Origin of the sequence: Streptomyces sp. OZ13 (assembly GCF_052068155.1) — a bacterium.
Classification (GTDB): Bacteria; Actinomycetota; Actinomycetes; order Streptomycetales; family Streptomycetaceae; genus Streptomyces.
Window position 1 is genome coordinate 183,438 of the sequence record NZ_JBQHCZ010000003.1, and the last position, 25,669, is coordinate 209,106.

Genomic DNA, 25,669 nt, shown 5'->3' on the forward strand with positions numbered 1-25,669 from the left:
CGGTACCCCCGGGGTTCACACGCGTGCGGCGGCGGTCTCCTTGTCGTCGGCGTCGTCGGCCGCCCTCGCCGATGGCACGGACTTCGCCGGGATCAGCAGCTCCCTGCGGCCCGCGAGTACGTACGTCAGGCCGAAGCCCGCTCCGACCACCGCCGCGCCGCCCGCGGCGTCGAGGACCCAGTGGTTGGCGGTGGCGACGATCGCGCAGACCGTGAACAGCGGGTGCAGCAGCCCGAGCAGCTTCATCCACAGCCTGGGCGCGAATACCAGCACGACCAGTCCGCACCACAGCGACCAGCCGAAGTGCAGCGACGGCATCGCCGCGTACTGGTTGGTGACGGCGGTCATCGCACCGTAGTCCGGGTTGGCGAGGTCCTGCGGGCCGTGGACGGTGTCGATGAAACCCATGCCGGGCATCAGCCGCGGCGGGGCCAGCGGGTAGAGCCAGAAGCCGAGGAGCGCGAGCACCGTCGCGAAGGCGAGCGAGGCGCGGGCCCAGCGGTAGTCGGAGGGCCGGCGGACGTAGAGCACGCCGAGGATCGCGAGCGGGACCGTGAAGTGGAACGACGTGTAATAGAAGTTGAAGAAGGATTCGAGCCACTCGGTCCGCACCACCGCCTGGTTGACCCAGTGCTCGATGTCGATGCCGAGCGCGCCCTCCGCGGCAAGGATCTGCCGGGCGTGTTCCTCCGCCGCGCCCACGCTGCCGGTCGCGGCGGCGCGGATGTGCGAGTAGACCGAGTAGCCGACGCGGATGACGAGCAGTTCCAGCAGCAGGTTCGGTCGGCTGAGCACCCGCCGCCAGAACGGCAGCAGCGGTACGCGGGCCCACCGGGCCGGGGCGGGTGCGGCGTACTCGGTGGGGACGGGGCGGCGGAAGTACGGCGAGTCGAGCCTCAGGAACGGCACGGCGCACGCCGCGGCCAGCGCCGCGACGAGGAGCGCGTTGTCCCGTACCGGGTGGAGCACCGTGATGTTGGGCAGCAGCATGTTGCCGGGCAGTGTGACCGCGAGGACGACGAGCACCGGCCACAGCATCCGGTCGGAGGCCCGCCGGCCGACACGGCCGACGACGGCGAGCAGCACCCACACGACCTGGTGCTGCCAGGCGGTCGGCGAGACGGCGACGGCGACGCAGCCGGTGAGGGCGACGGCGAGCAGCAACTGGCCGTCGTGGGCGTAGCGGACGGCACGCCGCAGACCGAAGACGACGACCGCCGCCGCGAGGAGCAGATACACGGCGATCTCGAGCGGACCCTCCAGGCCGAAGCGGAGCAGAGCACCGTGGAGGGACTGGTTGGCGAGACTGTCGGGGCTCTCGCCGAGACCGGCGCCCGCGACGTGGTGCACCCAGTACGCCCACGAGTCGCCGGGCATCGCCGCCCAGGCGAGGGCGGACAGGGCGGCGAAGGTGCCGGCGGAGGCCACCGCGGCCCGGCGGCGGCCGGTGAACCACAGCAGGGGTACGAAGAGCAGGACGGTCGGCTGGAGGGCGGCGCCGACGCCGATGAGAAGGCCCGCGGGTCTCTCGCCGCGCACCGCGAGGCAGCCGAGGAGGACGAGCAGCACCGGGATGATGCTGGTCTGGCCGAGGTGGAAGCTGTTGCGAACCGGGAGCGACAGCATCAGCAGGCTGATGGCGACCGGCGCGGCCAGCAGGGTGCTGCGGCGGGAGACGGGGATCGGCAGGGCGCGCGCCGCGACGAGGCCGAGGAGCACCACGAGCAGCAGCGTGCCGAACGTCCAGGCGACACCGAGGCTCTGCTCCGCCGATCTGGCGAGCGGCTTGAGCACCAGCCCGGCGAACGGGGTGCCGGTGAACCGGCCCTCGTCGTAGAGGGAGCCGGGGACGTGCAGTACGCCGTTCTCGCCGATCCACGTCCCCAGGTCGGTGAGCCGCTCACCGGGCGGGCTGGTCAGGACGGCCGCTGTCTGCCGTACGGCGAGCACGGCCGCGAAGAGCCACAACGCGGCCCGGGCCGCGCCGATCCTCGAATCCGCCGTCGCACTCCCGCGCACGCTGCGTTCCGCGTTCGCCACGTCGCGCCGAGCCTCCCCACCGTTCTGTCGGTCTGGTGTGTGCTGTTCTGGTGTCCACGGAGCGTCCGTAGAGCGTCGCACCGCCCCGTGAAGAAGACCTACGCAACCGCCTGTTCGCCTGGCTGTCACCCCGTTATGGCCGAATTCCTCTCGGCGACCGAGCGCTCGACGCCCAATCGCCGCCGGCCCGCCGACCTCTGCCGGACCGCCGGCCGGTGGACCGGCACCGGACCGCCGCCGGACCGTTGCGGAACAGAGTCGTCCAGGCCGGAACCGATGATGTTCATGGTGCCGTCACAGACGGTATGCGGGGGAACATACAAGAATTCGGGGTACGCGCGCGCCTGGTCACGGTGCTGCTGGCGGTACTCGCACTGCAACTGGGATCGCTCATCAGCCCGGCCTACGCCTGTGGCTGCGGCGCGATGGTGGTGGACCGGAACGCGGAGTTCTCCGTCGCCCGGGAGTCGTCGGTGATCGACTGGGACGGCCGTACGGAGCAGATCGTCATGCGCTTCACGGTCGACTCGGACGCGCCGGAAGCGGCGTGGATCATGCCCGTCCCGAGCCGGGCGGACGTCGAACTCGCGGACAGCGCCCTCTTCGACGAACTGGTCGAGATCGCCGCGCCCGTGCACCGTACGCGCCACTACTTCTGGCCACGGGGCGGCGACTGGCCCTTCGACGACACGGACGGCGCGGGCGCGGGCGCACCGCAGCCGGGCGCCGCCGCCCCAGAGGTCGGCGTCGTCGGCCGGGAACGTCTCGGCGACTTCGACGTGGCCCGGCTGACGGCGACCGACCCGGACGCGCTCGGCGACTGGCTCGCCGACAACGGCTTCGAACTGCCCCAGGGCCTCGACAAGGACCTCGAACCGTATGTCGACGCGGGCTGGGAGTACGTGGCCGTACGGCTGGCGCCGAGCACCAAGGGCACGACGCTCGACGGTACGCTCGACCCGCTGCGGCTGAGCTTCGCCAGCGAGAAGCTCGTCTACCCGATGCGGCTGTCGCGGCGCGCGACGACGGCCCAGTCGCTCGGCCTGTTCGTACTCGCGCCGCACCGCATGGAACCGCGCGACACCATCGGCGGCTCCGAACCCGAGGTCACGTACGCGGGCAAGGTCGAGCCGCGCGGCGCGGTGGGCCGCCTCACCGGCGGGAAGGAACGCTTCCTCACCGCACTCGACCAGCACTTTCCCGAGCCCGGCCGGATCAACGGCGACCACGAACTCGTGGCCACCGCGCAGGACACACCCTTTCGGCGGGTGATCTGGGACGACGACCTGCTGACGGTCGCCGGTGTGCCGGTGTGGTTCCTGACCGTCGGCGGCGGGGCCGCTGTCGTCGCCGTGGCGGCCCTGTCGCTGCTGCGCGTACGGGCGACCCGCCGCACGCCGACGCCGGGAACGGCCGCGTGAAAGTAGGTTGAACGGTATGACTCAGGATCAATGGCAGGCCGTGGACGGCTACATCAGTGATCTCCTCGTGACGGAGGACGAGGCCCTTACCGAGGCCCTCGCGGCGAGCGGGGCGGCAGGGCTCCCCGCGATCAACGTCGCCCCCAACCAAGGCAAACTGCTCCATCTGCTGGCGCAGACACAGGGCGCGCGCACAGCGCTGGAGATCGGCACGCTGGGCGGCTACAGCACGATCTGGCTGGCGCGGGCGCTGCCCGAGGACGGCAGGCTGATCTCGCTCGAGTACGACCCGGCCCATGCGGAGGTCGCTCGCGCGAACATCGCCCGCGCGGGCCTGGCGAAGATCGCGGAGGTCCGCACGGGCGCGGCCCTCGACACCCTGCCGCGCATCGCGGCGGAACCGGGCGCGGGCCCCTTCGACCTGGTCTTCATCGACGCGGACAAGCGCAACAACGCCCGCTACGTGGAGTGGGCACTGCGCCTGACCCGCCCGGGCAGCCTGATCATCGTGGACAACGTGGTGCGCGGCGGCGGCGTCGTCGACACGAAGAGCGAGGACCCGTCGATCCTCGGCACGCGCGAGATGTTCGACCTGGTCGCCCGCGAGCCGAGGCTGGACGCGACGGCGCTCCAGACGGTGGGAGTGAAGGGGTACGACGGGCTGCTGGTGGCGCGGGTGGTCGCGTGACGGTGGGGGGCCGCTGCGCGGGGCGAGCGTGACCGCAGCGGGGAGGCCTCTGCGGGGCCGGTGATCGCGTGACGGTACGCGGGACGCGCGGTGCCGTGACCGCGGCGCGGAGGCCGCTGCGCGCGACGGCCGCTGCGTCGCTGCCCCAGGACGGGCGGGGCCGCTGCGCGGGGCTGTCCCCTACCCGCCCCTTCCCGAACCGGGGCAAGCCCCGGACCCCGTACCGCCTTCGGCGGTGCCCTCAATCGCCGGGCGGGCTGAAGTTGCCTGGCAACTTCAGCCTCGCTGGGGGCATCTCCCACGGCCGCCAGGCCATAGGGGGAGTTTGAGGCGCGGGGGCCCGGGGGCGGAGCCCCCGAAACACCGCGCGGAGGGCGGTGCGGGGGCCGGGGCTTGCCCCGGTTCGGGAAGGGGCGGGGTGGGGGAAACCGCCCCGTGCGGCAGGATGGCCGCATGAGCATCGTGAAGATCAACGTCCTCACCGTCCCCGACGAGCAGCGCGACGTCCTCGAGAAGCGGTTCGCCTCCCGTGCCGGCGCCGTCGAGAGTTCGGACGGGTTCGAGTGGTTCGAGCTGCTGCGGCCCGTGGAGGGGACCGACCAGTACCTGGTCTACACCCGGTGGCGTGACGAGGCCTCGTTCCAGGCCTGGATGGAGGGACCGATGAAGGCCGCCCACCAAGGTGGCGGCGCGCAAGGCGGTGGCGGCGAGCGTCCCAAGCCCGCCGCCACCGGGTCCACCGTGTGGTCGTTCGAGGTCGTGCAGCAGGCCGCGCCCAAGACGCAGTCCTAGCCGACGCCCTGTCGGATCCGTGCCGCGCCCGGACAGGGCCTAGATGCGCAACAGCCGTTCCGTCACCTCCCGGTACGCCTGGAGCGCACGGCGCAGTTGCTCCGTGTCGTCCGCTCCGGCGTCCGCGGAGTGCCGCAGTGTCCGGCGGTGCTCCGCCAGGGACGCGGTGATCCGGTCGCCGGCGTCCTCGAGGACGTCGGCCGCCTCCTCGACCGCGCGGCGCGGGGAGTCGACGAAGCCGGTGAGCGCCTGGTGCAGGCGGTGTTCGAGCCGCTCGCATTCGTCCTGGGGCAGGAGCCGGGCCGCTCGCGGCTCCGCGTCGCCCGCCCCGGGCGCGGTGAGCGGGGTGCCGGCACCGGTGGTGGCCCTGCCGGGGTCGATGACCGGTTTCAGCGGCTCGTCCACCGGTCCGGGGCGGGGCCCGTGGGCGGCGCCGCGCTCGGCCCGCAGGCCCGAGGCGCGTACGTCGTCCTTGCCGTCCCGCCCGACCGGCGCGGCGGGGGCTTCTATGTCTCCCGCGTCGCCGGCGGTACCGGGCGGGACGGCAGTCCGGGGGGATTCCTGATGGTTCGGGTGCGGCATCACACGCCACTCCCCTTCGGGCGCAGCATGTGGCTGCGGCCACGGCTGTGGGACCGGTCTGGGGCGCCGGGCCGGTGGCGGCCGTGGTCCACGGCCCGGTCGGCGACCAGGTCGGCGAAGAGCTCACGGGCGTCGACCATCGCCTCGCGCAGTTGTTCCGTGGTCGTCTCCGTGCCGCTGCGGGCGGCGCGGTGGAGCCTGCGGTAGCCCTCTACGTGTCGCGGGTGGTGGACCGAGAGCGCCGAGAGCTGCTCCTCGTAGCGGCCGGAGGCCGGGAAGCCGCGGTCGCCCGCGATCCGGCCCAGGAGCTGGTCGGCGTCGGCGACGGCACCGCGCGGGTCGTCGACGAAGCGTTCCTGCACGGCGGCCCATGCGGTGTCGTACTGCTCCCGCACGCCGGGCGCGAGGGGCTGCGGCGTGAGGTCTCCGTAGCGCTGGACGCGGTCGTGCAGATCACGGTCGGCCGCCTTGGTGTCGCCGTCGTGGCGGGCGACGACCCTCTCGTACTCGGGGCCGAACCGCCTTCGCAGTGCCCGCCGTCCGCCGGCGTGCCCGCCGCGGCGTGCGTAGAGGGAGCCGGCGATGATCAGAAGGACCACGATCACCGCGGCGACGATCAGAACTGTGGTCAGGGTCGACATGACTCACCTTCCGGGTCGGGACCCGTGGGCGGACGCTCGCTGTTCGCGAGCTTTCATAGCTCCGAGTAACCGGGAATCGATTGGCCAAACAACCACCGAACGGACTACGAAACGTCCATGACCATGTGGACACTGACCCCGGAGCCGTTCGACTCCCCCGACGCGACCGCGCTGCGGCGCGCGTACTACCACGATGTGGCGAGCCGCTACTGGGGCCGGCCGGCGACCGTGGAGGAGGTCGACGAAGGGCTCACCGGCGACGGCGTCGAGCTGCTGACGCCGCCGACGGGCCAGTTCCTCGTCGGCCGGTACGGCGGCGAGGCGGCGGCCTGCGGCGGGGTGCTGATGCTGGACCAGGAGCGGGCGGAGCTCACGCGGGTCTTCCTGCGGCACGGCTTCCGGGGCCGCAAGGGCGCTTCGCTGCTGATGGAGTCGCTGGAGCACGAGGCCCGCGCGCTCGGCGCCCTCCGGATGGTCCTCAACACCCGCCTCGACCTGGTGGAGGCCCGCGCGCTGTACACGCGGCACGGCTACGCGGAGATACCGGCGTACTGCAGCGGCCCGTACATGGAGATCTGGTACGGCAAGGACCTCTGAACGCCTCTCCGTGGAGAGTGGCGCGGCAAGGGCCTCTGACCGGCGGCCCGCGGGACGGACACGGGGTGCGGTACCGGCGGGAGGTCGGACGGGGCGGTCCCGGCGGGACGTCAGACGGGGTGGCCCCTCGGGTACTCGTGGTCGCGGTGCGGCTCGGGGCTGTGCGGCCGCTCGGCGTCGGAGCCGCACAGCTCCGCGTTCAGATCGTGCACCAGCTGGACGAGGTCGGTCGGCCGTTCGGGTCCCCACCAGTCGCCGAGCAGCTCGGCGAGCGACTCCTCGCGCGCCTGCGCCAGTTGTACGGCGGCCTCCACGCCGCTGTCCGTGAGCATCAGGTCGAGTCCCTCGCGGCGGGCGAGGCCGCGTCCCTCCACCTCGCGCGCCGCCTCCGTGATCGCGCGCAGCGGGACGGGCGTGGTCTCGGCGAGCCTGGCCGGTTCGACGACCCCGTGGCGCTTGATGCGCAGCAGCAGCCAGCTCGAGGCGGGCAGCAGGTCGTAGCCGGCCCGCGCAGTGATCTTCTCGTAGATGTGCCGCCTGCCTTCGCGGGAACCGAGCACCGACAGGGCCCGTGCGACCTCGTCGTACGAGGACCGCTCGACGGGGTTCGAGGCCAGCGTCTCGCTGTGGTCCGGAGCGGTGACCGAGGCGCGGAGCTTGTCCTCCTTGAGGAACCAGGCGACGAGGAAGGCGAGCGCGACGACCGGCAGGGCGTAGAGGAAGACGTCCGTGATGGCCGTCGAGTACGCGTCGAGCAGCGACGGGCGCAGGTCGGAGGGGAGTTCCGCGATGGCACGCGGGTCGGCGGCGAGCTCGGCGGGCCCGGCGCCCGGCGGCACCTGCTGCCCCGCGAGGGCGTCGGTGAGCTTGTGCTCCAGCCGGTTGGTGAAGATCGTGCCGAAGATCGCGACGCCGAACGAGGCGCCGATGGAACGGAAGAACGTCGCACCTGACGTCGCGACACCGAGGTCCTCGTAGCCCACGGCGTTCTGGACGACGAGGACGAGGACCTGCATGACGAGGCCGAGTCCGGCTCCGAAGACGAAGAAGAACAGACTCATCTGCCAGGTGGAGCTGGTCTGCTCGAGTTGGTGGAGGAGCAGGAGGCCCAGCGCCGTCACGGCGCTGCCGACGATCGGGAAGACCTTCCAGCGGCCGGTGCGGCTGACGATCTGCCCCGACACCGTGGACGTGAGCAGCAGGCCGAACACCATCGGCAACATGTGGACACCGGACATGGTCGGTGAGATGCCCTGGACGACCTGGAGGAACGTCGGCAGGTACGTCATCGCGCCGAACATCGCGAAACCGATGATGAAGCTGATGACCGCGACGAGGGTGAACGTCCGGATGCGGAACAGCTTCAGCGGCAGAACGGGTTCCGCCGCCTTGCGTTCGACGGCGACGAACGCGACGAGGAGCACGGCCCCGAGGACGGCGAGGCCGATGATCCGCGCCGAGCCCCACGCCCAGGTCGTGCCGCCGAGGGAGGCGACGAGGACGAGACAGGTGGCGACGGAGGCAATGAGGAACGTGCCCAGGTAGTCGATGGTGTGCCGGGTCTGCCGCACCGGGATGTGCAGCACGGCCGCGATGACGAGGAGCGCGACGACGCCGATGGGCAGGTTGATGTAGAAGACCCAGCGCCAGGTGAGGTGTTCGGTGAAGAAGCCGCCGAGCAGCGGCCCGAGGACGCTCGTCGCGCCGAAGACCGCGCCGAAGAGGCCCTGGTACTTGCCCCGTTCACGCGGTGACACGAGGTCGCCGACGATCGCCATCGACAGCACCATCAGCCCGCCGCCGCCGAGGCCCTGGACCGCGCGGAAGGCGATGAGCTGCGGCATGTTCTGGGAGATGCCGCAGAGGGCGGAGCCTACGAGGAAGATGACGATGGCGGTCTGGAAGAGCTTCTTGCGCCCGTACTGGTCACCGAGCTTGCCCCACAGGGGAGTCGCGGCGGTGGCGGCCAGCATGTAGGCGGTGACCACCCAGGAGAGGTGGTCCATGCCGCCCAGTTCGCTGACGATGGTCGGCAGCGCGGTGGCCACGATCGTCTGGTCGAGGGCGGCCAGGAGCATGCCCAGGAGCAGCGCGCCGATGGCGACGAGCACGGTTCGCCGGTCGTGCCCCTCCCCGGGGGCAGGCCCCACCTGGGCGCTGCTCACTTCCTGAGCCATGCCGATCTCCTCGGTTCCGTGGCGCTGTTCCATCCCATCGTGGTGTGTCTGTCCGGTTATGGCCTCCCGAGAGGGGCGGTGAGACAGGTGGGGCGTTGGGTGTCGCACGGGACGGTTGCATAATCGGCGGCATTCAAAGGGGAGGGGAACCGGCAATGACCGGAAACAGATGTCCGGAGTGCGACAGACCGCGGAACCCGGACGGCAGCGCCGGACCCGGCTGCGACTGCGCCGAGCGGGCGGGGGCCGCTCTGCGCGCGGAACGGGAGGCGGACATCGCGGCGGCGGAGGACTTCGATCCGCTGCGGATCAGGCCGTACGTGACGCTGGAGGGCCTTGGTACGCCGCACCGTGCCCCGTCCGGCCCGCCCGACCCGGACACCGCCGCTCTTACGGCCCCGGCAGGGCACGGGGGCCACGCGGCAGGCGGGCAAGAAGGCGTCGCGCACGAGGGCTTCGCTCAGGGCGGGGAGGCCCACGCGTCGCCCGCGCACGACGGCTTCGCCCAGGGCGGGGCCGTGGCCGGCCTGGGGGCGGCGGGGCTGCCGCGGCCCATGCAGGAGCCGACTGCGGCACCTGCCGGCGTCGGCGGTCAGGAGTACGGCCCGGACCAGGACGGTCCGGACGGCACCGCCCGTCCGGAGGGGGACGGCCAGGGGCGGGCGGCGCACGACGGCGCCGCCGCGTACGGCGGGGCGCTGCCGCCCGAGGAGGTCACGCCGGAGGAGTTCTCGCCGGACGGCGGCGGCGCGCGCCGTGGGGGTGACGACACCGTCGTACTGGCGCCCGTCGGCGATGGCCCCGCCGGGAGCGGTCACGGTCAGGGGGGTGACGGGCCGCGGCGGCGCCGGCGGGTGTTCGCCGGACTCGCTGTGGGCGCGGCGGCCGTCGCCGTCGCGGGGACGGCAGCGTTCGCCGGAGGGCTGTTCTCCGGCGGCGAGGAGCAGGACCGTGCGCTGCCGCCGGACACCAGCACCAGCGCTCCGACCGCCAGCGCGGTGTCGGAAGCGCCTTCGGAGTCGGCCTCCGCGAGCGCGTCGGCCTCCGCCTCGGCCTCCCCGTCGGCCTCCGCCTCGCCGTCCGACTCGGCGTCCGCGTCGCCGTCGCCGTCGAGGTCCGCGCCCCGTACGAGCCCGAGCGCCGGTGACAGGCCGGCCAGTCCGTCCGCCCCGGCGTCGACGGCCAAGGAGACGGGCACGGTGTCGGAGGAGCCGTCCGGAAAGCCGGCCGGCGGGACGCTGCGCCGCGGCGACAGCGGTGCGGCGGTGGTCGACCTCCAGAAGCGGCTGAGGCAGCTGTGGCTGTACCCGTACGACGACGCGGACGGCCGCTTCGACGAGGACGTGGAGCAGGCCGTGAAGGTCTACCAGTGGGACCGCGGCATCCAGGGCGACCCGCTGGGCGTCTACGGCCCGCACACGCGTCGGGCACTGGAGGCCGAGACACGGTCGTCGTGAAACGGATTGGCTTTACCCGGCCCCGTTTTGTATCGTGAAGGAACAAAGTGGCTTCGCCCGTATTCCCTGACCGGCGGGCGAGGCCGCTTGTTTTCCTTCCGCCGCGCTCTGGAGTCCGTATGACGACCGTCCTGACCGCCCGCGCCCTCCTGCTGGACATGGACGGCACCATCGTCAATTCGGACGCGGTGGTGGAGCGGGTCTGGCGGGCCTGGGCGATCGAGCACGGGCTGGACGCCGAGGAGGCGCTGAAGACCGTCCACGGGCGCCAGGGCTACGCCACGATGGCCGTCCTGCTGCCCGACCGCCCCATGGAGCAGAACCACGCCGACAACCGCGTGCTGCTCGCCCAGGAGACCGCCGACACCGACGGCGTCGTCCCGGTCGCCGGCGCGCCGGCCTTCATGGCCGCAGTCGCCGCCCTGCCGCACGCCCTGGTCACCTCGGCCGACCTCGCGCTGGCCACGGCCCGGATGAAGGCGGCCGGGCTGCCGATGCCGCAGGTCCGTGTGACGGCCGAGTGCGTCGGCGCCAGCAAGCCGGACCCGGAGGGCTTCCTGAAGGGCGCGGCCGAGCTGGGCTTCGCCCCTGAGGACTGCGTGGCGTTCGAGGACTCGGAGGCCGGCATCACGGCGGCCCGCGCCGCGGGCATGCGGGTCGTCGGTGTGGGTCCCCGCGCCGCGGCGATGAAGCCCGACATCCACGTGCCGGACCTCACCCGCCTCACGGTCACCGCGCACGACGACGGCACGATCGGGCTGCGCGCCGCCTGATCCGCGGCTCAGCCGGTGATCGCCTCGAAGAGGCTGAAGCCGGCGAGGGCCAGCATCAGGCACGCGGCGACCTTGGTGATCAGCTTCAGCGGCACGTAGCGCATCAGCGTCCGGCCGCCCAGGATGCCGATGGCGGCGACGGCCCACAGCGCCAGCACGGCGCCGATGCCGACCGAGACGGGGTTGTCGTAACGGGCGGCGAGGTTGGCCGTCATGATCTGGGTGAGGTCCCCGAACTCGGCGACGAGGATGAGCATGAAGCCCGCGCCCGAGACCTTCCAGAACGACTGGTCGGCGGGCGCCTTGACGGTCTCCCCCTCGTCGTCGCCCTTCTTCAGCAGCAGCATCAGCGCGCCCGCGAGGAAGAGGACGCCCACCACCGCCTGCACCAGCCGGTGCGGCAGCAGGGTCAGCACGCTGCCCGCGGCGATGGCGAGCGCGACATGGACGGCGAAGGCCGCCGCGACACCGGCGAAGACGTACGAGGCGCGGTAACGGGTGCCCAGCATGAGACCGGCCAGGGCGGTCTTGTCGGGCAGTTCGGCGAGGAAGACGACGCCGAACGTGATCGCCATGACGGTGAAGCTGATCACGGATGAATCCTCAATCGGTAGGCGCGGCGCGGCCCTGCCGAGAGTGACCTGAGGCGTTTCAGGGGTCGCTTCGGCACGGCAGCACCATGGACGGATACATGGGCACTGCGGCCGAAGGTCTCGCTGGCGACCGCCGATGACGGGCCGCCTCCGGGCGCCGGCCGGGCACGAGGCCCAGCAGTATGTCGACGGTCCGGCGAAGAGCTACTCCCCTTCTGCGCTGAACAGAGTACGCGAGGACCCCGGACGAACGCCAAGCGCCGCCGTGCGGGCCCGCGGCCGGGCCGCTCCGGAAGCTCCCCGGGCGGGTCCGGGTCAGGGCCGGGCGTCCGGGCCCCGTGTGCTGTCCCGGTGCAGGCGCCCCCTCGCCACCAGTTCCACCACCAGGGCCACCGCGACCGCCTGGACCGCCATCAGGGCGACCAGTACGAAGAGCTGCACCGCGCCCGCCTCCACGGGGGAGGCGCCGCCCAGCAGCATGCCGACGAAGGCACCGGGCAGTGTGACGAGGCCCACGGTCCTGGTCTGGTCGAGGCCTGGGAGCAGCGCGTCGGACGCGGGCTCGCGGGCGACCTCGAGGCGGGCGTCGCGGTCGGCCAGGCCGAGGGCGAGTCCGGCCTCGACCTCACCGCGGCGCTGCTCGAGCTCGTCCAGCGCCCGCCGGCCGCCGACCGCCGTCACGCTCAGGGCGCCGCCGATGAGGATGCCGGTCACGGGGATCAGCGTGATGCCCTTCACCGGCACCAGTCCGGTGAGGAGCAGCGCGGCCACGACGGGGAGCACTCCCGCGGCAATCGGCAGACCGGCCCACCACCAGGTGCCGTTGGCGGTGATGCGCCGGCCGGCGGTACGGACGGCGACCGCGTACATCAGCACGAGGAAGGCGAGCAGCAGCGGGACGGAGCGGACGACCCAGCCGATCGCCAGTGACACGACGGCGAGTTGGACCGCCGCCCGCACGCCCGCGACGGCGATGTCGCGGGAACGCCCGAGGTGGGCGACGGCCGCGACGGTCGCCGCGGCGACCAGCAGGACGGCCAGTACGGCCCCGAGGGTGAGGTTGACCGGCAGCAGCACGCCGCAACATTACGACGCCGCAAGGATCATGTCGGCGCGTCAGAACCCTTGATGTGACGTGCCCATGTCGCCACCCTGTTACCTGGCGCCCATCCCCGAGAAACCTGGCGCCGCGAACATGGCCACGCCCGAACGGCCAAGTTCCCCCCACCTCGAAGGAGTTCGCATGTCAGGTGTCTACGCGCGTCGCAGCCGCGGCGTCCGCCGCGCAGCCGTGCTCGCCGTCACGTCCGCCCTCGCCATGGCCGGCCTGCTGGCCACCTCTCCCACCGCGCAGGCCGCCCCGCCCACCCCGGTCAGCGCCACCACCGCCCGCAGCTACCTCAGCCAGCTGACCGTGTCCGCGGAGGGCTCCTCCACCGGGTACAGCCGTGATCTGTTCCCGCACTGGATCACCCAGTCGGGCGCCTGCAACACCCGCGAGGTCGTGCTCGAGCGGGACGGCACGAACGTGGTGCAGGACTCCAGCTGCGCGGCGACGAGCGGCCGTTGGTTCTCCCCCTACGACGGCGCCACCTGGTCCGCGGCCTCCGACGTCGACATCGACCACATAGTCCCGCTGGCGGAGGCGTGGCGTTCCGGCGCGAACAGCTGGACCACGTCCAAGCGCCAGCAGTTCGCCAACGACCTGACCCGCCCGCAGCTCATCGCCGTCACGGACAACGTCAACCAGTCCAAGGGCGACCAGGACCCGGCCGAGTGGCTGCCGCCGGTCACGTCGTACCGCTGCATGTACGCCCGGATGTGGGTGCACACGAAGTACTACTGGAACCTCAAGGTCGACTCGGCGGAGAAGAGCGCGCTGCAGAGCATCCTGAACGGCTGCTGACCCGGGCGCCGCACAGGGCCGCGCCGAGGACACACCACGGGTTCGCGGAACCGGCCCGCCCCTCTCCGTCGTTCCGTACCGTACGGGGCGACGGAAGGGGCATCACATGACCGGGCTTCGCCTTGGGCCGCTGCTGCGGCACGTCGACTGGGACACGGGCACCGCCGCGACCGTCTGGGTCGAGACCGGCCGCCCGTGCACGGCGGAGGTCCGCTGCGAGCAGGGCGGCGGCGGCTCTTCCCGCACGTTCACGGTCGCGGGGCACCACTACGCCCTCGTCACCGTGACCGGCCTGACACCGGGCTCGTCGACCGCCTACGAGGTGTTCCTCGACGGTGAGCGCGTCTGGCCGCTCGCCGACTCGCCCCACCCGCCCAGCACCATCCGCACCCCGGAGGTCGCCGCGGACTCGGTGCGGGTCACCTTCGGCTCCTGCCGCTGGGCCGCCCGCCCCGCCCGCGGCCGCGACCCGGTGGGTCCCGACGCCCTGGACACCCTCGCCGCCAAGCTGGCCTCGGCCCCCGAGGAGGAGCGCCCCGACGTCCTGCTGCTGCTCGGCGACCAGGTGTACGCGGACGAGGTCTCCGAGGCCACCAGCGCCCGGCTGTCGGCCGGCCGCGACCGCGAGGTGCCGCCGGGCTCCGGGGTGGCGGACTACGAGGAGTACACCTGGCTGTACGACGAATCGTGGCGTGACCCCGACGTCCGCTGGCTGCTCTCCACCGTGCCCAGCTGCATGATCTTCGACGACCACGACGTCATCGACGACTGGAACACCAGCACGGCATGGCTGACCGAGATGCGGGCGACGCCGTGGTGGCGGGATCGGATCCTCAGCGCGCTGATGTCGTACTGGGTGTACCAGCACCTGGGCAATCTCTCCCCCGCCGAGCTGGCCGCCGACCCGCTCTACAAGGCGGTGCGGTCGGCACCCGACGGCACACAGGCGCTGCGGCAGTTCGCGGAGGCGGCCGACCGGGACGCGTCCGTCGCGCGCTGGAGCTACCGGCGGGACTTCGGCCGGACCCGGCTGCTGATGATCGACACCCGTGCCGCCCGTGTCCTGGACGAGCAGAACAGGTCCATGCTCGACGCGGACGAGGCCGCCTGGCTGCGCGAACAGGCCCTGGAGGGACACGGCTCGTACGACCACCTCCTCCTCGGCACCTCGCTGCCCTGGCTGCTGCCGCCGCTGATCCACGACGCGGAGACCTGGAACGCGGCACTGTGCCGCGGCGAGCGGGGGGCGTGGTGGGCGCGCTTCGGGGAGAAGGTGCGCCGCCACGCGGACCTGGAACACTGGTCGGCCTTCCCTTCCTCGTTCGAGGAACTGACGCGGCTGATCATCGAGGTGGGCAGCGGCCCGGACGCGCCGGCGACGGTGTGCGTGCTCTCGGGGGACGTCCATCACGCGTACGTGGCGGAGCCGGAACGGCCCGGCGATCCGGCGGCCGGTCCCGGTGCCGCGGGCGCCGTCGCCGCCCCGGACGCGCGGGTGCTCCAGCTGACGTGTTCGCCCGTGCACAACTCCGTCCCCAAAGCGGTGAGGATCGGCTTCCGGTTCGGCTGGAGCCGAGCGGGACGGCGGCTGGGCCGGCTCTTCGCCCGGCACGGCCGTACCGGCGAACCTGTCGTCCGCTGGGGGCGCGGGGGCGGCCCGTGGTTCGGCAATCAGCTGATGACCCTGACCCTGCGGGGGCGGAGGGCATCGCTGCGGCTGGACCGGGCGGGTGCGGAGGGCGCCGACGGCCGCGGGCGGCTGGCGACCGTGTTCGACCGCCCGCTGACGGACGGCTCCTGACGGGGCCCGCCGCCCGGGGAGCGCCGCTTTCCCGCCAAACCACCGGGCGCTCGGCCGAGGACACCCTCGGCCGAGCGCCCGGTATTCAGCCTGCCGTGTCACGAAACCGGAGGACGGCGCTGCCTGCCACCAGGGAGGCCAGGTCCGGACGCCCTTGGGGCCCACCGCCGCCGGTCGTCACCGAGCGGGAAGCTTCGGCCAAAAGCAGCCTGCCCGAAAATGTTGAACTTGCAAGTAATCATTAGGCCTGCCTAACCTGGGGCCCCCTCATCGGTTCTGTCCCCGAAACCGAAGGAGCCCCCACATGAGCACCTCCCCCCTGCCCGCACGCCTGGAACAGGCACAGCCCTATGCGCTCGGCCTGTTCCGTGCCGTCGTGGGTCTGCTGTTCCTCTGCCACGGCGCCGCCTCACTGTTCGGCGTCCTCGGCGGCGCGGCGGGCGGCGGCACCGTCCCGGCCGGCACCTGGCCCGGCTGGTACGCGGCGGTGATCCAGCTGGTCGCCGGATCTCTGGTCCTGCTCGGCCTCGGCACCCGCAGCGCCGCCCTCATCGCCTCCGGCTCGATGGCGTACGCGTACTTCAAGGTCCATCAGCCCGAGTCGCTGTTCCCGCTGCAGAACGGCGGTGAGGCGTCGGCGATGTTCTGCTGGGCGTTCCTGCTGCTGGTCTTCACCGGCCCCGGCGCCCTGGCGCTGGACCGGCTGTTCGCGACGCGCCGCGCCGCCCGCCCGGCGGAGCAGCGCGAGGAACGGGCCACCGCCGCCGCCTGACCCTGCCGCAGGCGCACGCATCGCCCGGTCCTTCCTTCGGGAAGGGCCGGGCGTCCTGGTCCCCTCCCCCTGGTGCCTCGATGCCGCCTCAAGCGCCGTACGGGCGGCGGGCGTTCCCCCGGTGGAGACCCCCGGTCGGTACGGGCCCCGTACGGGCGGTTTCGTCCCGGTGTCCGGCGGGGGAACGCCCCTTGTCGATGTCCTCGGCACTCCAGGCGTACGCTGTACAGCTGTCTGGCCGCCTGCCGCTCCCCCGCGACACCGTGGCCCTGCCAGGAACGGGGAGAGTCAAGGTGCTCGAGAGCATTGGGTCGCTGACCGGCAGCCCATGGATCTACGCCGTCGTGGCCCTGTCCGTCCTTCTCGACGTGTTCCTGCCCGTGCTGCCCAGCGGAGTGCTGGTGATCACGGCCGCCACCGCCGCGGCCGCCGGTTCCACGGCCGCTCCCGGCGCCGCGGCCGTAGCCGGCGCGGCGGGCCAGGTACCGCGTGAGGTCCCCTCGCTGCTGGTCCTGGTGCTGTGCGCGGCGACCGCGTCCGTACTGGGTGATCTGGTCGCCTACCGGCTCGCGTGGCGCGGCGGGGACCGGCTGGACCGGGCCATCGCCCGCTCACGCCGCCTGACCAGGGCGCAGGAACGTCTCGGCGTGGCGCTCGGACGCGGCGGAGGCGCGCTCGTCGTCATCGCCCGGTTCGCGCCGGCCGGCCGCTCCGTGGTCTCGCTGGGCGCGGGCGCGGCGCACCGCAAGGTGAAGGAGTTCCTGCCCTGGTCGGCCCTGGCCGGGATCGCCTGGGCCGGCTACGCCGTCGGGCTCGGCTGGTTCGGTGGCCAGTGGCTCGGCGCGAGCTGGATCGGCGCGGCGGTGTCCGTGCTCGCGCTGTTCGGCGCGGGCTCGCTCGCCGCCTACTTCATGCGGCGTCCGGCTCCTGAGCCTGCCGCTTAGCGGCGAGACCGCCGGAGCCCCGGATCTCGAGCCCCTCGAGAAGTCTGCGGGTCGCTTCCGCGATCTCCTCGACGGCCTCGTCGAACACCTCGCGGTTGTGCGCGGCCGGGGCGCGGAAGCCGGAGACCTTGCGCACGTACTGCAGGGCGGCGGCGTGGATGTCCTCCTCTGTGGCCTCTTCGGGAAGGACGGGCGGACGGAGAGTCTTGATGCTGCGGCACATGCCTCCAGTGTGCCGCGCACCACCGACAGCGGGCGGACCTTCGCCCACGCCGTGCACCGCGGGTAACCCGGGGGCCCGCCGACGCCGCCGCAGGCGGCCAGTAGAGTGCGGCTGCGCCCCTGCCGTTCCACCGACGAGGTACCGCTCAGTGACCCCCGCACCACGCTCACCAGCAGTAACCGTCGTCGGGATCGGCGCCGACGGCTGGCCAGGACTCCCCGGGACGGCTCAGGACGCGCTGCGGGAGGCGCAGGTCGTCATCGGCGGCGCACGGCAGTTGGAGCTGCTGCCCGCCGACTGCGCGGCCGAGCGCGTCACCTGGCCGAGCCCCCTGCGGCCCGCCGTCGCCGGGCTGCTCGCCGCCCACCGGGGCCGCAGGCTCGCCGTCCTGGCCAGCGGAGACCCCATGTTCTACGGCATCGGCCGCGCGCTGGCCGAGGAGCTGGGGCCGGACGCGCTGCACGTCGTCCCGCACGCCTCGTCCGTCTCGTACGCCTGCGCCCGCCTGGGCTGGCCCGTCGAGGACACCGCCGTCGTCACCCTCGTCGGCCGTCCCGCCGGGCAGTTGTCCGCCGCGCTGCACGACGGCCGCCGGCTGCTGGTGCTCAGCGCCGGACCGGACACGCCCGCCGAGGTCGCCGCGCTGCTGCGCGACCGGGGCTTCGGCGGAACCCGGATACGGGTGCTCGAGCAGCTCGGCGCTGCGGGCGAGCGCTGCGTGGACGGCCACGCCGGGAACTGGGCCGAGCCGCCCGGCGACCCACTGAACGTCATCGCCCTCGAATGCCGCCTCGACGAGGGCGCGTTGCGGCTGTCCGCCGCGCCGGGCCTGCCGGACGAGGCGTACGAGCACGACGGGCAGCTCACCAAACGTCACATACGCGCCGCGACCGTCGCCGCTCTCGCCCCCGCGCCGGGCGAACTGCTGTGGGACATCGGCGGCGGTTCCGGCTCCGTCGCGATCGAGTGGATGCGCACGCACCCCTCCTGCCGGGCCGTCACCGTCGAGCGCGACCCGGTCCGGGCCGCGCGCATCGCCCGTAACGCGGACAGCCTCGGCGTGCCGACCCTGCGTGTCGTCACCGGCGCCGCACCGGACGCGCTGGCCGGACTCCCCGTCCCCGCAGCGGTGTTCATCGGCGGCGGGCTCACGGCACCCGGCCTCCTGGACGCCTGCTGGGACGCGCTGCCGCTGGGCGGCCGGCTGGTCGCCAACACGGTCACCCTCGAATCGGAGGCGCTGCTGGCCGAGCGCTACGCGCGCCACGGCGGCGAACTCGTCCGCCTCGCCGTCTCCCACGCCGTGCCCGTCGGCGGCTTCACCGGCTGGCGCCAGGCCATGCCCGTCACCCAATGGTCCGTCACCAAAGCAGGAGATCCGACATGACCGTCTACTTCATCGGTGCGGGCCCCGGCGCCGCCGACCTGATCACCGTGCGCGGGGCGCGCACCCTGGCGTCGTGCGGTGTCTGCCTCTACGCCGGCTCGCTCGTCCCGCGCGAACTCCTCGCCGACTGCCCGCCGGACGCCCGCCTGATCGACACGGCGCAGCTCGACCTGGACGCCATCACCGCGGAGCTGGTCCGCGCCCACGAGGAGGGCCACGACGTGGCCCGGCTCCACTCGGGCGACCCGTCGGTCTTCAGCGCCGTAGCGGAGCAGATGCGGCGCCTGGACGCGGCGGGTGTGCCGTACGAGGTCGTGCCGGGCGTCCCCGCGTTCGCCGCGGCGGCCGCTGCGCTGAAGCGGGAGCTGACGGTCCCGACCGTCGGCCAGACGGTGATCCTCACCCGCGTCGCCCAGCAGGCCACCCCCATGCCGGACGGTGAGGACCTGGCGACCCTCGGCCGCAGCGGGGCGCTGCTCGTCCTCCATCTGGGCGCCCGCCACGTCGACCGGATCGTCTCCGAGCTCCTCCCCCACTACGGCGCCGACTGCCCTGCCGCCGTGGTGGCGATGGCGAGCCGCCCGGACGAGCTGGTGCTGCGCGGGACGCTGGAGGACATCGCCGCGCAGGTGAAGGAGGCGGGCGTGACCCGCACCGCGGTGATCCTGGTCGGCCGTGTCCTGGCCGCGTCCGGCTTCCGCGACAGCCACCTGTACTCCGCCGAGCGCGACCGCCACGTCTGCTGACCCCGGCGCGGCGGTGCGCCCCTGCGGGCGTGCCAGGCCGGGAGCGGGCCCGTTCGGGACACGCGCCGCGCCGGACGAGGCGGTGAGGGTGGTGGACCGGCCGGATGCGGGGGCGCGACGTGACGTGCCGCCGCGCGGGGCGTTTCGCCTCCTTCACGGCCTGACGGCCGTAGCGGCCCACTTCCCGACCCGGGCCGCGCCGGACCGTACCGCCTTCTCGGGGCGTCCCGGCCGGGGATCCCCGCTGACGGGCTGGAGCCGCCGGCGGCCCACACGGTCGGAAGGGGGCGCGGTCGCCGCCCCGGCACGAGCCGGGTGCCCCGACCGCGCTTGCCCCGTACCGCCTTCCTGGACCCCGCGAACTCACCTTTCGGCCTGCTGACCGTGGGCCCGGGACGGGTTGGAGCCGCCTGCGGCCGACCCGGTCGGAGGCGCGCTCGGCGCCCCGGTGCCGGCCGGGTGGCCCGGTGCGCCGCCTGACCGAGGGCTACGCGCGGCCCACGACCGTGCCCGCGCGGTCGATGCACACCACGTCCACCGCCACCGGCGCGCCCCGCAGCACGCCGAGCGCCTGGTCGCGCGCGGCCGCCGCCACCAGGTCGCCCAGCGGAACGCCCTGCGCCATGCACATCTGGAGCGCCGCCAGGCCCGTGTTCGCCACGGCGACCTCCGCCGCCAGGGCCTCGTCCGCGCCGCCCCGCCGGGCCAGCTCCGCCAGGAACGCCTTGTCGACCTGGGAGCGGCCCGAGTGCAGGTCCAGATGGCCCGCCGCGAGCTTGGAGAGCTTGGCGAACCCGCCGCACAGAGTGAGCCGATCGACCGGATGACGCCGCACGTACTTCAGTACCGCTCCCGCGAAGTCGCCCATGTCGAGCAGCGCCTCCTCCGGCAGCCCGTACAGCGCCACCACGGTCTTCTCCGAGGTGGAGCCCGTGCATCCGGCTACATGGGTGCGGCCCGCGGCCCGGGCCACGTCCACGCCGCGCCGGATGGAGTCGATCCACGCCGAACAGGAGTACGGCACCACGATCCCGGTCGTGCCGAGGATCGACAGACCGCCCAGGATGCCGAGCCTGGGGTTCCATGTGGAGCGGGCGATCTCCTCGCCGTGGTCGACGGAAACGGTGATCTCCAGGTCCCCGCCGCCGCCGTGCCGCGCGGCGACCACGCCCACGTGGTCGCGCATCATCTGCCGCGGCACCGGATTGATCGCGGGCTCGCCGACGTCGAGCGGCAGCCCCGGACGGGTGACCGTCCCCACGCCGGGACCCGCGCGGAAGACGACCCCGGACCCGGCCGGCAGCAGCCGCACCGTGGCCCTCACCAGCGCGCCGTGGGTGACGTCCGGGTCGTCACCGGCGTCCTTGACGATCCCCGCCATGGCGCAGTCGCCGGACAGGGACTCCGCGGCCAGCGCGAAGGCCGGCGTCTGCCCCTTGGGCAGCGTGATCGTCACCGGGTCGGGGAACTCGCCGGTCAGCAGCGCCGTGTACGCGGCGGTCGTCGCGGCCGTCGCACAGGCCCCGGTCGTCCAGCCCGGCCGCAGACCGGTGTGCTTGAGTTGGGCCTCACGCCCGCCGCCCGTTGCCGCGCTCATGGATGGACTCCGATGCATGTACTGATCCTCGGTGGGACGACCGAGGGCCGGCGTCTCGCCGAGAGACTGCACGCCGACGGCACGGCCCGTGTCACCAGCAGCCTCGCCGGCCGGGTCGCCACTCCCAGGATGCCCCCCGGCGAGGTCCGGGTCGGCGGCTTCGGCGGCGCGGAGGGCCTGGCCCGGTGGCTGCGCGAGCACGAGGTCGGCGCGGTCATCGACGCCACCCATCCCTTCGCCGGAACGATCAGTTTCAACGCGGCGCTGGCCGCCGCGGAGGCCCATGTTCCCCTGCTGGCGCTGCGCCGCCCCGGCTGGGCCCCGGCCGACGGCGACGACTGGCATCCGGTCGGCTCCCTGGCCGAGGCCGCGGACCGCGCCGCCGCGCTCGGCCGCCGGGTGTTCCTGACGACCGGCCGCATGGGTCTTGCCTCCTTCGCGCACATCCGTGACGCGTGGTTCCTCGTACGGTCCGTCGACGCCCCCGAGGGGGCGTGCCCGCCCCGGATGGACGTGCTGCTCGACCGGGGGCCGTTCACCCTCGACGGCGAACGCGACCTCCTGCGGCGCCACCGCATCGACGTGCTCGTCACCAAGGACAGTGGCGGAGCGGCGACGGCACCGAAGCTGACGGCCGCGCGGGAGGCGGGCGTGCCCGTGGTGATCGTGCGCCGCCCGCCCGTCCCCGACGGGGTCCCGGTCGTGGCCGGCCCCGAGGAGGCGGCCGACTGGCTGCGGGCCTACTCCGGATAGCGCCTCGGGGTCCACACGATCTCGTGGCCGTCGCCGCGCCGGACCACCTGCGTCTGCGACGACCCGATCAGCAGGATCGTGCGCATGTCGACCTGCGCCGGGTCGAGTTCACCGAGCCGCACGATCCGGACGCTCTCCTCCGGCCCGCCGATGTCCCGGCCGAGCACGACGGGCGTGTCGGGCGCCCGGTGCCCGAGCAGCACCTCGCGCGCCTTGCCCACCTGCCAGGTGCGGCTGCGGGACCCCGGGTTGTACAGCGCGAGCACCAGGTCGGCGGCTGCCGCGGCGGCGAGGCGCTCCGCGATGACCTCCCACGGCTTGAGCCGGTCGGACAGGGACAGCACGGCGTAGTCGTGGCCGAGGGGCGCACCGGCCTTGGCCGCGGCGGCGTTGGCGGCGGTGACGCCCGGGAGGACCCGTACCGGAACGTCCTTGTACGCGTCCTGGGACGCCACCTCCAGCACGGCGGTCGCCATGGCGAAGACGCCCGGGTCGCCGCCGGAGACGACGGCGACCCGCCGCCCGCGCCGGGCCAGGTCGAGCGCGAACTCGGCGCGCTCCGACTCGACCTTGTTGTCGGAGCCGTGCCGGATCTGCCCCGGCCGCCGCGGCACCCGGTCCACGTATGTGGTGTAGCCGACGAGTTCGTCGGCGTCGGCGAGGGCGCGCTTCGTCTCGGGCGTGAGCCACAGCGGCCCGGCCGGCCCGGTGCCGACGACCACGACCTCGCCCCTGCCTGGCGCGGGGCGCGGGTTCGCGATACGGCTCGGCACGACGGCCACGGAGAAGTACGGCACCGACTCGGGGTCGATGTCGGCCAGTTGACCGGTGCGTTCGCCGCTCATCGTGGCCCGCTCGACGTAACGGGCCTCCGCCAGCCGGCCGGAGGACTCCATCGCGCTCCGCACGGCGGGGAAGGTCCGGCCGAGCTTCATCACGACGGCCGAGTCGGTCGCCGCGAGCCGGGCGGTCAGCTCCTCCTCCGGCAGCGTGCCGGGGATGACGGTGAGCACCTCCTCCGCCTCGCACAGCGGTGTCCCCAGCCGCGCCGCCGCGGCGCTGATGGAGGTGACGCCGGGGATGACCTCGGTGGGATAGCGGTGCGCGAGCCGCTTGTGCATGTGCTGGTACGAGCCGTAGAAGAACGGGTCGCCCTCGGCGAGGACGGCCACCGTGCGGCCGGCGTCGAGATGCGCGGCGAGCCGGGCCGCGGCCTGCTCGTAGAAGTCGTCGAGCGCGCCCCGGTAACCGCCGGGATGGTCGGTGGTCTCGACGGTGATCGGGTACATCAGGCGCTCCTCGACGTGCTCGGGGCGCAGATGCGGGGCCGCGATCGACCGGGCGATGGAACGTCCGTGCCGGGCGCAGTGGTACGCGATCACGTCGGCCTCCGCGATGACGCGGGCGGCGCGAAGGGTCATCAGCTCCGGGTCGCCGGGGCCGAGCCCGACGCCGTACAGCCGGCCGGTGCTCGGGGCCTCGCCGTTCTGGCGCTCGCCGTTCTGCTGGTCGCCGTTCTGGTTGTCGCCCACTACTCCGCCTCGCTCGCGATCGCGTTGACTGCGGCGGCGGCCATCGCGCTGCCACCACGGCGGCCGCGCACCACGAGGTGCTCGAGGCCCAGCGGGTGCGCGGCGAGCGCCTCCTTGGACTCCGCGGCGCCGATGAAACCGACCGGCACACCGATGACGGCCGCAGGACGCGGCGCGCCCTCCTCGATCATCTCCAGCAGCCGGAACAGCGCGGTGGGCGCGTTGCCGACGGCGACGACGGAGCCCTCGAGGCGGTCCCGCCACAGCTCCAGGGCAGCGGCGGAGCGGGTGGTGCCGAGCTTCGCGGCCAGTTCCGGCACGGACGGGTCGGACAGCGTGCAGACCACGTCATTGTCGGCGGGCAGCCGCTTACGGGTCACGCCGCTGGCGACCATCTGCGCGTCGCACAGGATCGGCGCGCCGGCCCGCAGTGCCTCGCGGGCGCGCACGACGACGTCGGGGCTGTGGACGAGGTCGGTGACGAGATCGACCATCCCGCAGGCGTGGATCATGCGGACCGCGACCTGGGAGACCTCGGCCGGCAGCCCGGCGAGGTCCGCCTCCGCGCGGATCGTGGCAAAGGACTGGCGGTAGATCTCCGCGCCGTCCTTCTCGTACTCGAACACGGTGCTCTCGCTCACTTCGTCGGGGTGGTGATGGTGCGCGCCGCCGCGAGGGCGTCGGCGAGTTCTGGAAGGGCCTGACGGTCGGGGAGTTCGTCGGTGCCGGTGCCGCGTACGGCCAGGTCGTAGCGTCCGTCGCCGGTCGCGACGACGTCGACCCAGGTGCCGCGGGGGTGACCGCAGCGGCGTTCGCAGCCCGACCAGTACACGGGCAGCCCGCCCGCGCCGGCGGCCAGGTGGGCGGTGGCGTCGGCCCGCACGTCCGCGAGCGACTTGGCGCAGCCGGGCCGCCCGGTGCACGCGCCGACGCCGAGCCAGGGCGAGTCGGGACCGGTGACGAGCCCGGCGCCGGCCAGCACGTCCAACTGCTCGGGCCCGGCGCCCGGCACGACGACCCCACGCCACGGAGTGACGCGCAACTCGCCGGTGCCATGCGCCTGGGCGACCCGGGCGAGCGCCCGCCAGGCACCCACGGACAGCCGCCCGAACGGCACCCCGACACTCACCCCGCCGACGCCCCGCCCTTCGCCCGCCACGGGCCCGGGCCGGGGCCCGGACCTTTCCGGTCCCGGAGGCGCGGGGGTCCGGGGGCCGGGCCCTCGCCGGGAGGCCGCCGCGCGCTCGGGGGCGTCGGAGCCGACCGGGTCCACGGAACCGACCGGACGGGAAAGGCGCCCCCGCCACACCGCCGCGTCCGCCAACTCGGAGCCGCCGCCCGGGAGTTCCCGTACCCGCCACGCCCTCGTGCCCGTCGCGGACGCCGCGTCGAGGAACGCCTCCGCGGCGAGCAGCATCGCGCGCGGGCCGTCCTCCGCGCGGACCCGCGCCGACGCCGCGCCGACCGTCACGCGCACCTCCGCGCCGCCCGGTTCTGCGAGCAACATCACATCGGCGGCGAGCTCCGCCATGTCCCCGCGGCCGTCGTCCAGCGCGAACAGGAAGCGCCCCGACAGCTCCGGCGCACGCTCGCTCGCGCACAGCAGCGCGTCCAGTTCCCGTACCAGCGGCTGGACGTCCAGGTGCCCCCGCCCGTCGAGCCCGGACAGCGGGGACGCCACGATGTTGCGGACGCGTTCGTGACCGGGCGCGGGCAGCAGCCCGGCCGTGTCCAGCAGCTCCGCCAACTCCCCACCGCAGCCCGGTCCGAGGCCCCGCAGCTGGAGGTTGCCGCGTGAGGTGATGTCCAGCGCGTCGTCGCCGAGCCGCTCCGCCGCGTCGGCGAGCGCGTACGCCTGGGCGGCGCTCACGACGCCCGCCGGGACGCGGACGCGCGCCAGCGCGCCGTCGTCCGCGGTGTGCAGACGCAGCGCGCCGGGGCAGGCATCACCGCGGTCCCGGACGGGAGTTACGAGAGTTTCGTCCCTGTTCGGGCGGTTCGACGGGGCCGGAGGCATGGCGGCGAGCATACCGACCATCACACAAGGTGCCTGCTCCGAGCGCCCTACCGGGGACGGGAGGGCCCCTACTATGCTGCTCGGCGGGCCAAACGGCCCACCACCGCCGAAGACGGCGTCAGGGGAGGAAGCCCGGTGAGATTCCGGCGCGGTCCCGCCACTGTGAGCCCGGCAGCAGCGCAGCACACGCGCACGCGGCCGGGTGAGCCAGGAACTCCCGCCGTCTTCCA

At 73.6% G+C, this 25,669-nt stretch carries 24 protein-coding genes and 1 riboswitch; of the genes, 13 read left to right on the forward strand and 11 right to left on the reverse strand.

What is annotated here, in order from left to right; genetic code table 11:
* Positions 1-15: 15 nt before the first annotated feature.
* On the reverse strand, positions 16-2,040 hold the full coding sequence (locus ACTMTU_RS07845; protein ID WP_441262758.1) for a bifunctional glycosyltransferase 87/phosphatase PAP2 family protein: 2,025 nt from the start codon (positions 2,038-2,040) through the stop codon (positions 16-18).
* A 305-nt stretch (positions 2,041-2,345) separates the two neighbouring features.
* Between ACTMTU_RS07845 and ACTMTU_RS07850 the strand changes: the two genes are divergently transcribed.
* The 3 genes from ACTMTU_RS07850 to ACTMTU_RS07860 all read left to right on the forward strand — a co-directional run bounded on the left by ACTMTU_RS07850 (position 2,346) and on the right by ACTMTU_RS07860 (position 4,941).
* A complete protein-coding gene (locus ACTMTU_RS07850) occupies positions 2,346-3,461 on the forward strand; it encodes a DUF2330 domain-containing protein (RefSeq protein WP_441262759.1) in 1,116 nt (371 codons plus the stop codon).
* 16 nt (positions 3,462-3,477) lie between these two features.
* The gene (locus ACTMTU_RS07855; RefSeq protein WP_441262760.1) at positions 3,478-4,149 is read left to right on the forward strand and encodes an O-methyltransferase; all 672 of its coding nucleotides are present in this window, start codon (positions 3,478-3,480) and stop codon (positions 4,147-4,149) included.
* 453 nt (positions 4,150-4,602) lie between these two features.
* Positions 4,603-4,941 carry an antibiotic biosynthesis monooxygenase family protein gene (locus tag ACTMTU_RS07860; RefSeq protein ID WP_441262761.1) on the forward strand — a complete coding sequence of 113 codons (339 nt, stop codon included), beginning with the start codon at positions 4,603-4,605 and terminating at the stop codon, positions 4,939-4,941.
* 39 nt (positions 4,942-4,980) lie between these two features.
* Here the strand turns inward: ACTMTU_RS07860 and ACTMTU_RS07865 are convergent, their stop codons facing one another.
* Together ACTMTU_RS07865 and ACTMTU_RS07870 are read right to left on the reverse strand one after the other, a co-directional pair.
* Entirely contained in the window at positions 4,981-5,523 is a 543-nt protein-coding gene (locus ACTMTU_RS07865) for a hypothetical protein (protein ID WP_441262762.1), read from the reverse strand.
* Positions 5,523-6,164, reverse strand: coding sequence for a hypothetical protein (locus ACTMTU_RS07870; protein ID WP_441262763.1), 642 nt, complete (start codon positions 6,162-6,164; stop codon positions 5,523-5,525). The genes ACTMTU_RS07865 and ACTMTU_RS07870 overlap by 1 nt, the downstream gene beginning before the upstream one ends.
* Positions 6,165-6,281: 117 nt before the next feature.
* Here ACTMTU_RS07870 and ACTMTU_RS07875 point away from each other — a divergent pair, with 117 nt between their 5' ends.
* The gene (locus ACTMTU_RS07875) at positions 6,282-6,761 is read left to right on the forward strand and encodes a GNAT family N-acetyltransferase (protein WP_441262764.1); all 480 of its coding nucleotides are present in this window, start codon (positions 6,282-6,284) and stop codon (positions 6,759-6,761) included.
* Positions 6,762-6,871: 110 nt separating this feature from the next.
* On the opposite strand, the gene ACTMTU_RS07880 is transcribed toward ACTMTU_RS07875, so the two are convergent.
* Positions 6,872-8,938, reverse strand: a complete 2,067-nt coding sequence (locus ACTMTU_RS07880; RefSeq protein ID WP_441262765.1) for a DHA2 family efflux MFS transporter permease subunit — start codon at positions 8,936-8,938, stop codon at positions 6,872-6,874.
* Between the two features lie 155 nt (positions 8,939-9,093).
* On the opposite strand from ACTMTU_RS07880, the gene ACTMTU_RS07885 reads away from it, so the two are divergent.
* Together ACTMTU_RS07885 and ACTMTU_RS07890 are read left to right on the forward strand one after the other, a co-directional pair.
* Positions 9,094-10,395: a peptidoglycan-binding domain-containing protein gene (locus ACTMTU_RS07885; RefSeq protein WP_441262766.1), complete on the forward strand. Its 1,302-nt coding sequence runs from the start codon at positions 9,094-9,096 to the stop codon at positions 10,393-10,395.
* 119 nt (positions 10,396-10,514) lie between these two features.
* Complete coding sequence (locus ACTMTU_RS07890) at positions 10,515-11,168, forward strand: HAD-IA family hydrolase (protein ID WP_441262767.1); 654 nt, start codon at positions 10,515-10,517, stop codon at positions 11,166-11,168.
* 8 nt (positions 11,169-11,176) lie between these two features.
* On the opposite strand, the gene ACTMTU_RS07895 is transcribed toward ACTMTU_RS07890, so the two are convergent.
* Both ACTMTU_RS07895 and ACTMTU_RS07900 read right to left on the reverse strand, forming a co-directional pair.
* Positions 11,177-11,761, reverse strand: a complete 585-nt coding sequence (locus tag ACTMTU_RS07895; protein ID WP_441262768.1) for a TMEM165/GDT1 family protein — start codon at positions 11,759-11,761, stop codon at positions 11,177-11,179.
* A 315-nt stretch (positions 11,762-12,076) separates the two neighbouring features.
* Positions 12,077-12,838, reverse strand: a complete 762-nt coding sequence (locus ACTMTU_RS07900) for an ABC transporter permease (RefSeq protein WP_441262769.1) — start codon at positions 12,836-12,838, stop codon at positions 12,077-12,079.
* Positions 12,839-13,004: 166 nt separating this feature from the next.
* On the opposite strand from ACTMTU_RS07900, the gene ACTMTU_RS07905 reads away from it, so the two are divergent.
* The 4 genes from ACTMTU_RS07905 (at position 13,005) to ACTMTU_RS07920 (ending at position 17,184) form a co-directional block, all read left to right on the forward strand.
* Complete coding sequence (locus tag ACTMTU_RS07905) at positions 13,005-13,667, forward strand: HNH endonuclease family protein (protein ID WP_441262770.1); 663 nt, start codon at positions 13,005-13,007, stop codon at positions 13,665-13,667.
* 106 nt (positions 13,668-13,773) lie between these two features.
* Entirely contained in the window at positions 13,774-15,468 is a 1,695-nt protein-coding gene (locus ACTMTU_RS07910; RefSeq protein WP_441262771.1) for an alkaline phosphatase D family protein, read from the forward strand.
* Between the two features lie 319 nt (positions 15,469-15,787).
* Positions 15,788-16,240: a DoxX family protein gene (locus ACTMTU_RS07915; protein WP_441263154.1), complete on the forward strand. Its 453-nt coding sequence runs from the start codon at positions 15,788-15,790 to the stop codon at positions 16,238-16,240.
* A 293-nt stretch (positions 16,241-16,533) separates the two neighbouring features.
* Entirely contained in the window at positions 16,534-17,184 is a 651-nt protein-coding gene (locus tag ACTMTU_RS07920; RefSeq protein ID WP_307706211.1) for a DedA family protein, read from the forward strand.
* Here the strand turns inward: ACTMTU_RS07920 and ACTMTU_RS07925 are convergent.
* Positions 17,150-17,407 (reverse strand): DUF2277 domain-containing protein, encoded by a 258-nt coding sequence (locus tag ACTMTU_RS07925; RefSeq protein WP_441262772.1) that lies wholly within the window; start codon positions 17,405-17,407, stop codon positions 17,150-17,152. The genes ACTMTU_RS07920 and ACTMTU_RS07925 overlap by 35 nt on opposite strands.
* A gap of 148 nt (positions 17,408-17,555) precedes the next feature.
* Here ACTMTU_RS07925 and cbiE point away from each other — a divergent pair, with 148 nt between their 5' ends.
* Together cbiE and cobM are read left to right on the forward strand one after the other, a co-directional pair.
* Entirely contained in the window at positions 17,556-18,794 is a 1,239-nt protein-coding gene (cbiE, locus tag ACTMTU_RS07930; RefSeq protein WP_441262773.1) for a precorrin-6y C5,15-methyltransferase (decarboxylating) subunit CbiE, read from the forward strand.
* Positions 18,791-19,540: a precorrin-4 C(11)-methyltransferase gene (cobM, locus tag ACTMTU_RS07935; RefSeq protein WP_364596653.1), complete on the forward strand. Its 750-nt coding sequence runs from the start codon at positions 18,791-18,793 to the stop codon at positions 19,538-19,540. The genes cbiE and cobM overlap by 4 nt, the downstream gene beginning before the upstream one ends.
* 487 nt (positions 19,541-20,027) lie before the next feature.
* Here the strand turns inward: cobM and ACTMTU_RS07940 are convergent, their stop codons facing one another.
* Complete coding sequence (locus tag ACTMTU_RS07940; protein WP_441262774.1) at positions 20,028-21,137, reverse strand: cobalt-precorrin-5B (C(1))-methyltransferase; 1,110 nt, start codon at positions 21,135-21,137, stop codon at positions 20,028-20,030.
* Positions 21,138-21,149: 12 nt separating this feature from the next.
* On the opposite strand from ACTMTU_RS07940, the gene ACTMTU_RS07945 reads away from it, so the two are divergent.
* Entirely contained in the window at positions 21,150-21,890 is a 741-nt protein-coding gene (locus tag ACTMTU_RS07945; protein WP_441262775.1) for a cobalt-precorrin-6A reductase, read from the forward strand.
* On the opposite strand, the gene ACTMTU_RS07950 is transcribed toward ACTMTU_RS07945, so the two are convergent.
* From ACTMTU_RS07950 to cobG, 3 genes are all read right to left on the reverse strand, one after another.
* Positions 21,878-23,350, reverse strand: coding sequence for a precorrin-2 C(20)-methyltransferase (locus ACTMTU_RS07950; RefSeq protein ID WP_441263155.1), 1,473 nt, complete (start codon positions 23,348-23,350; stop codon positions 21,878-21,880). The genes ACTMTU_RS07945 and ACTMTU_RS07950 overlap by 13 nt on opposite strands.
* Before the next feature lie 71 nt (positions 23,351-23,421).
* The gene (locus ACTMTU_RS07955) at positions 23,422-24,063 is read right to left on the reverse strand and encodes a precorrin-8X methylmutase (RefSeq protein ID WP_441262776.1); all 642 of its coding nucleotides are present in this window, start codon (positions 24,061-24,063) and stop codon (positions 23,422-23,424) included.
* Positions 24,060-25,439 carry a precorrin-3B synthase gene (gene cobG, locus ACTMTU_RS07960; RefSeq protein WP_441262777.1) on the reverse strand — a complete coding sequence of 460 codons (1,380 nt, stop codon included), beginning with the start codon at positions 25,437-25,439 and terminating at the stop codon, positions 24,060-24,062. Before cobG ends, ACTMTU_RS07955 begins: the two co-directional genes overlap by 4 nt.
* Positions 25,440-25,563: 124 nt before the next feature.
* Positions 25,564-25,656: riboswitch (cobalamin riboswitch) on the forward strand.
* Positions 25,657-25,669 lie beyond the last annotated feature (13 nt).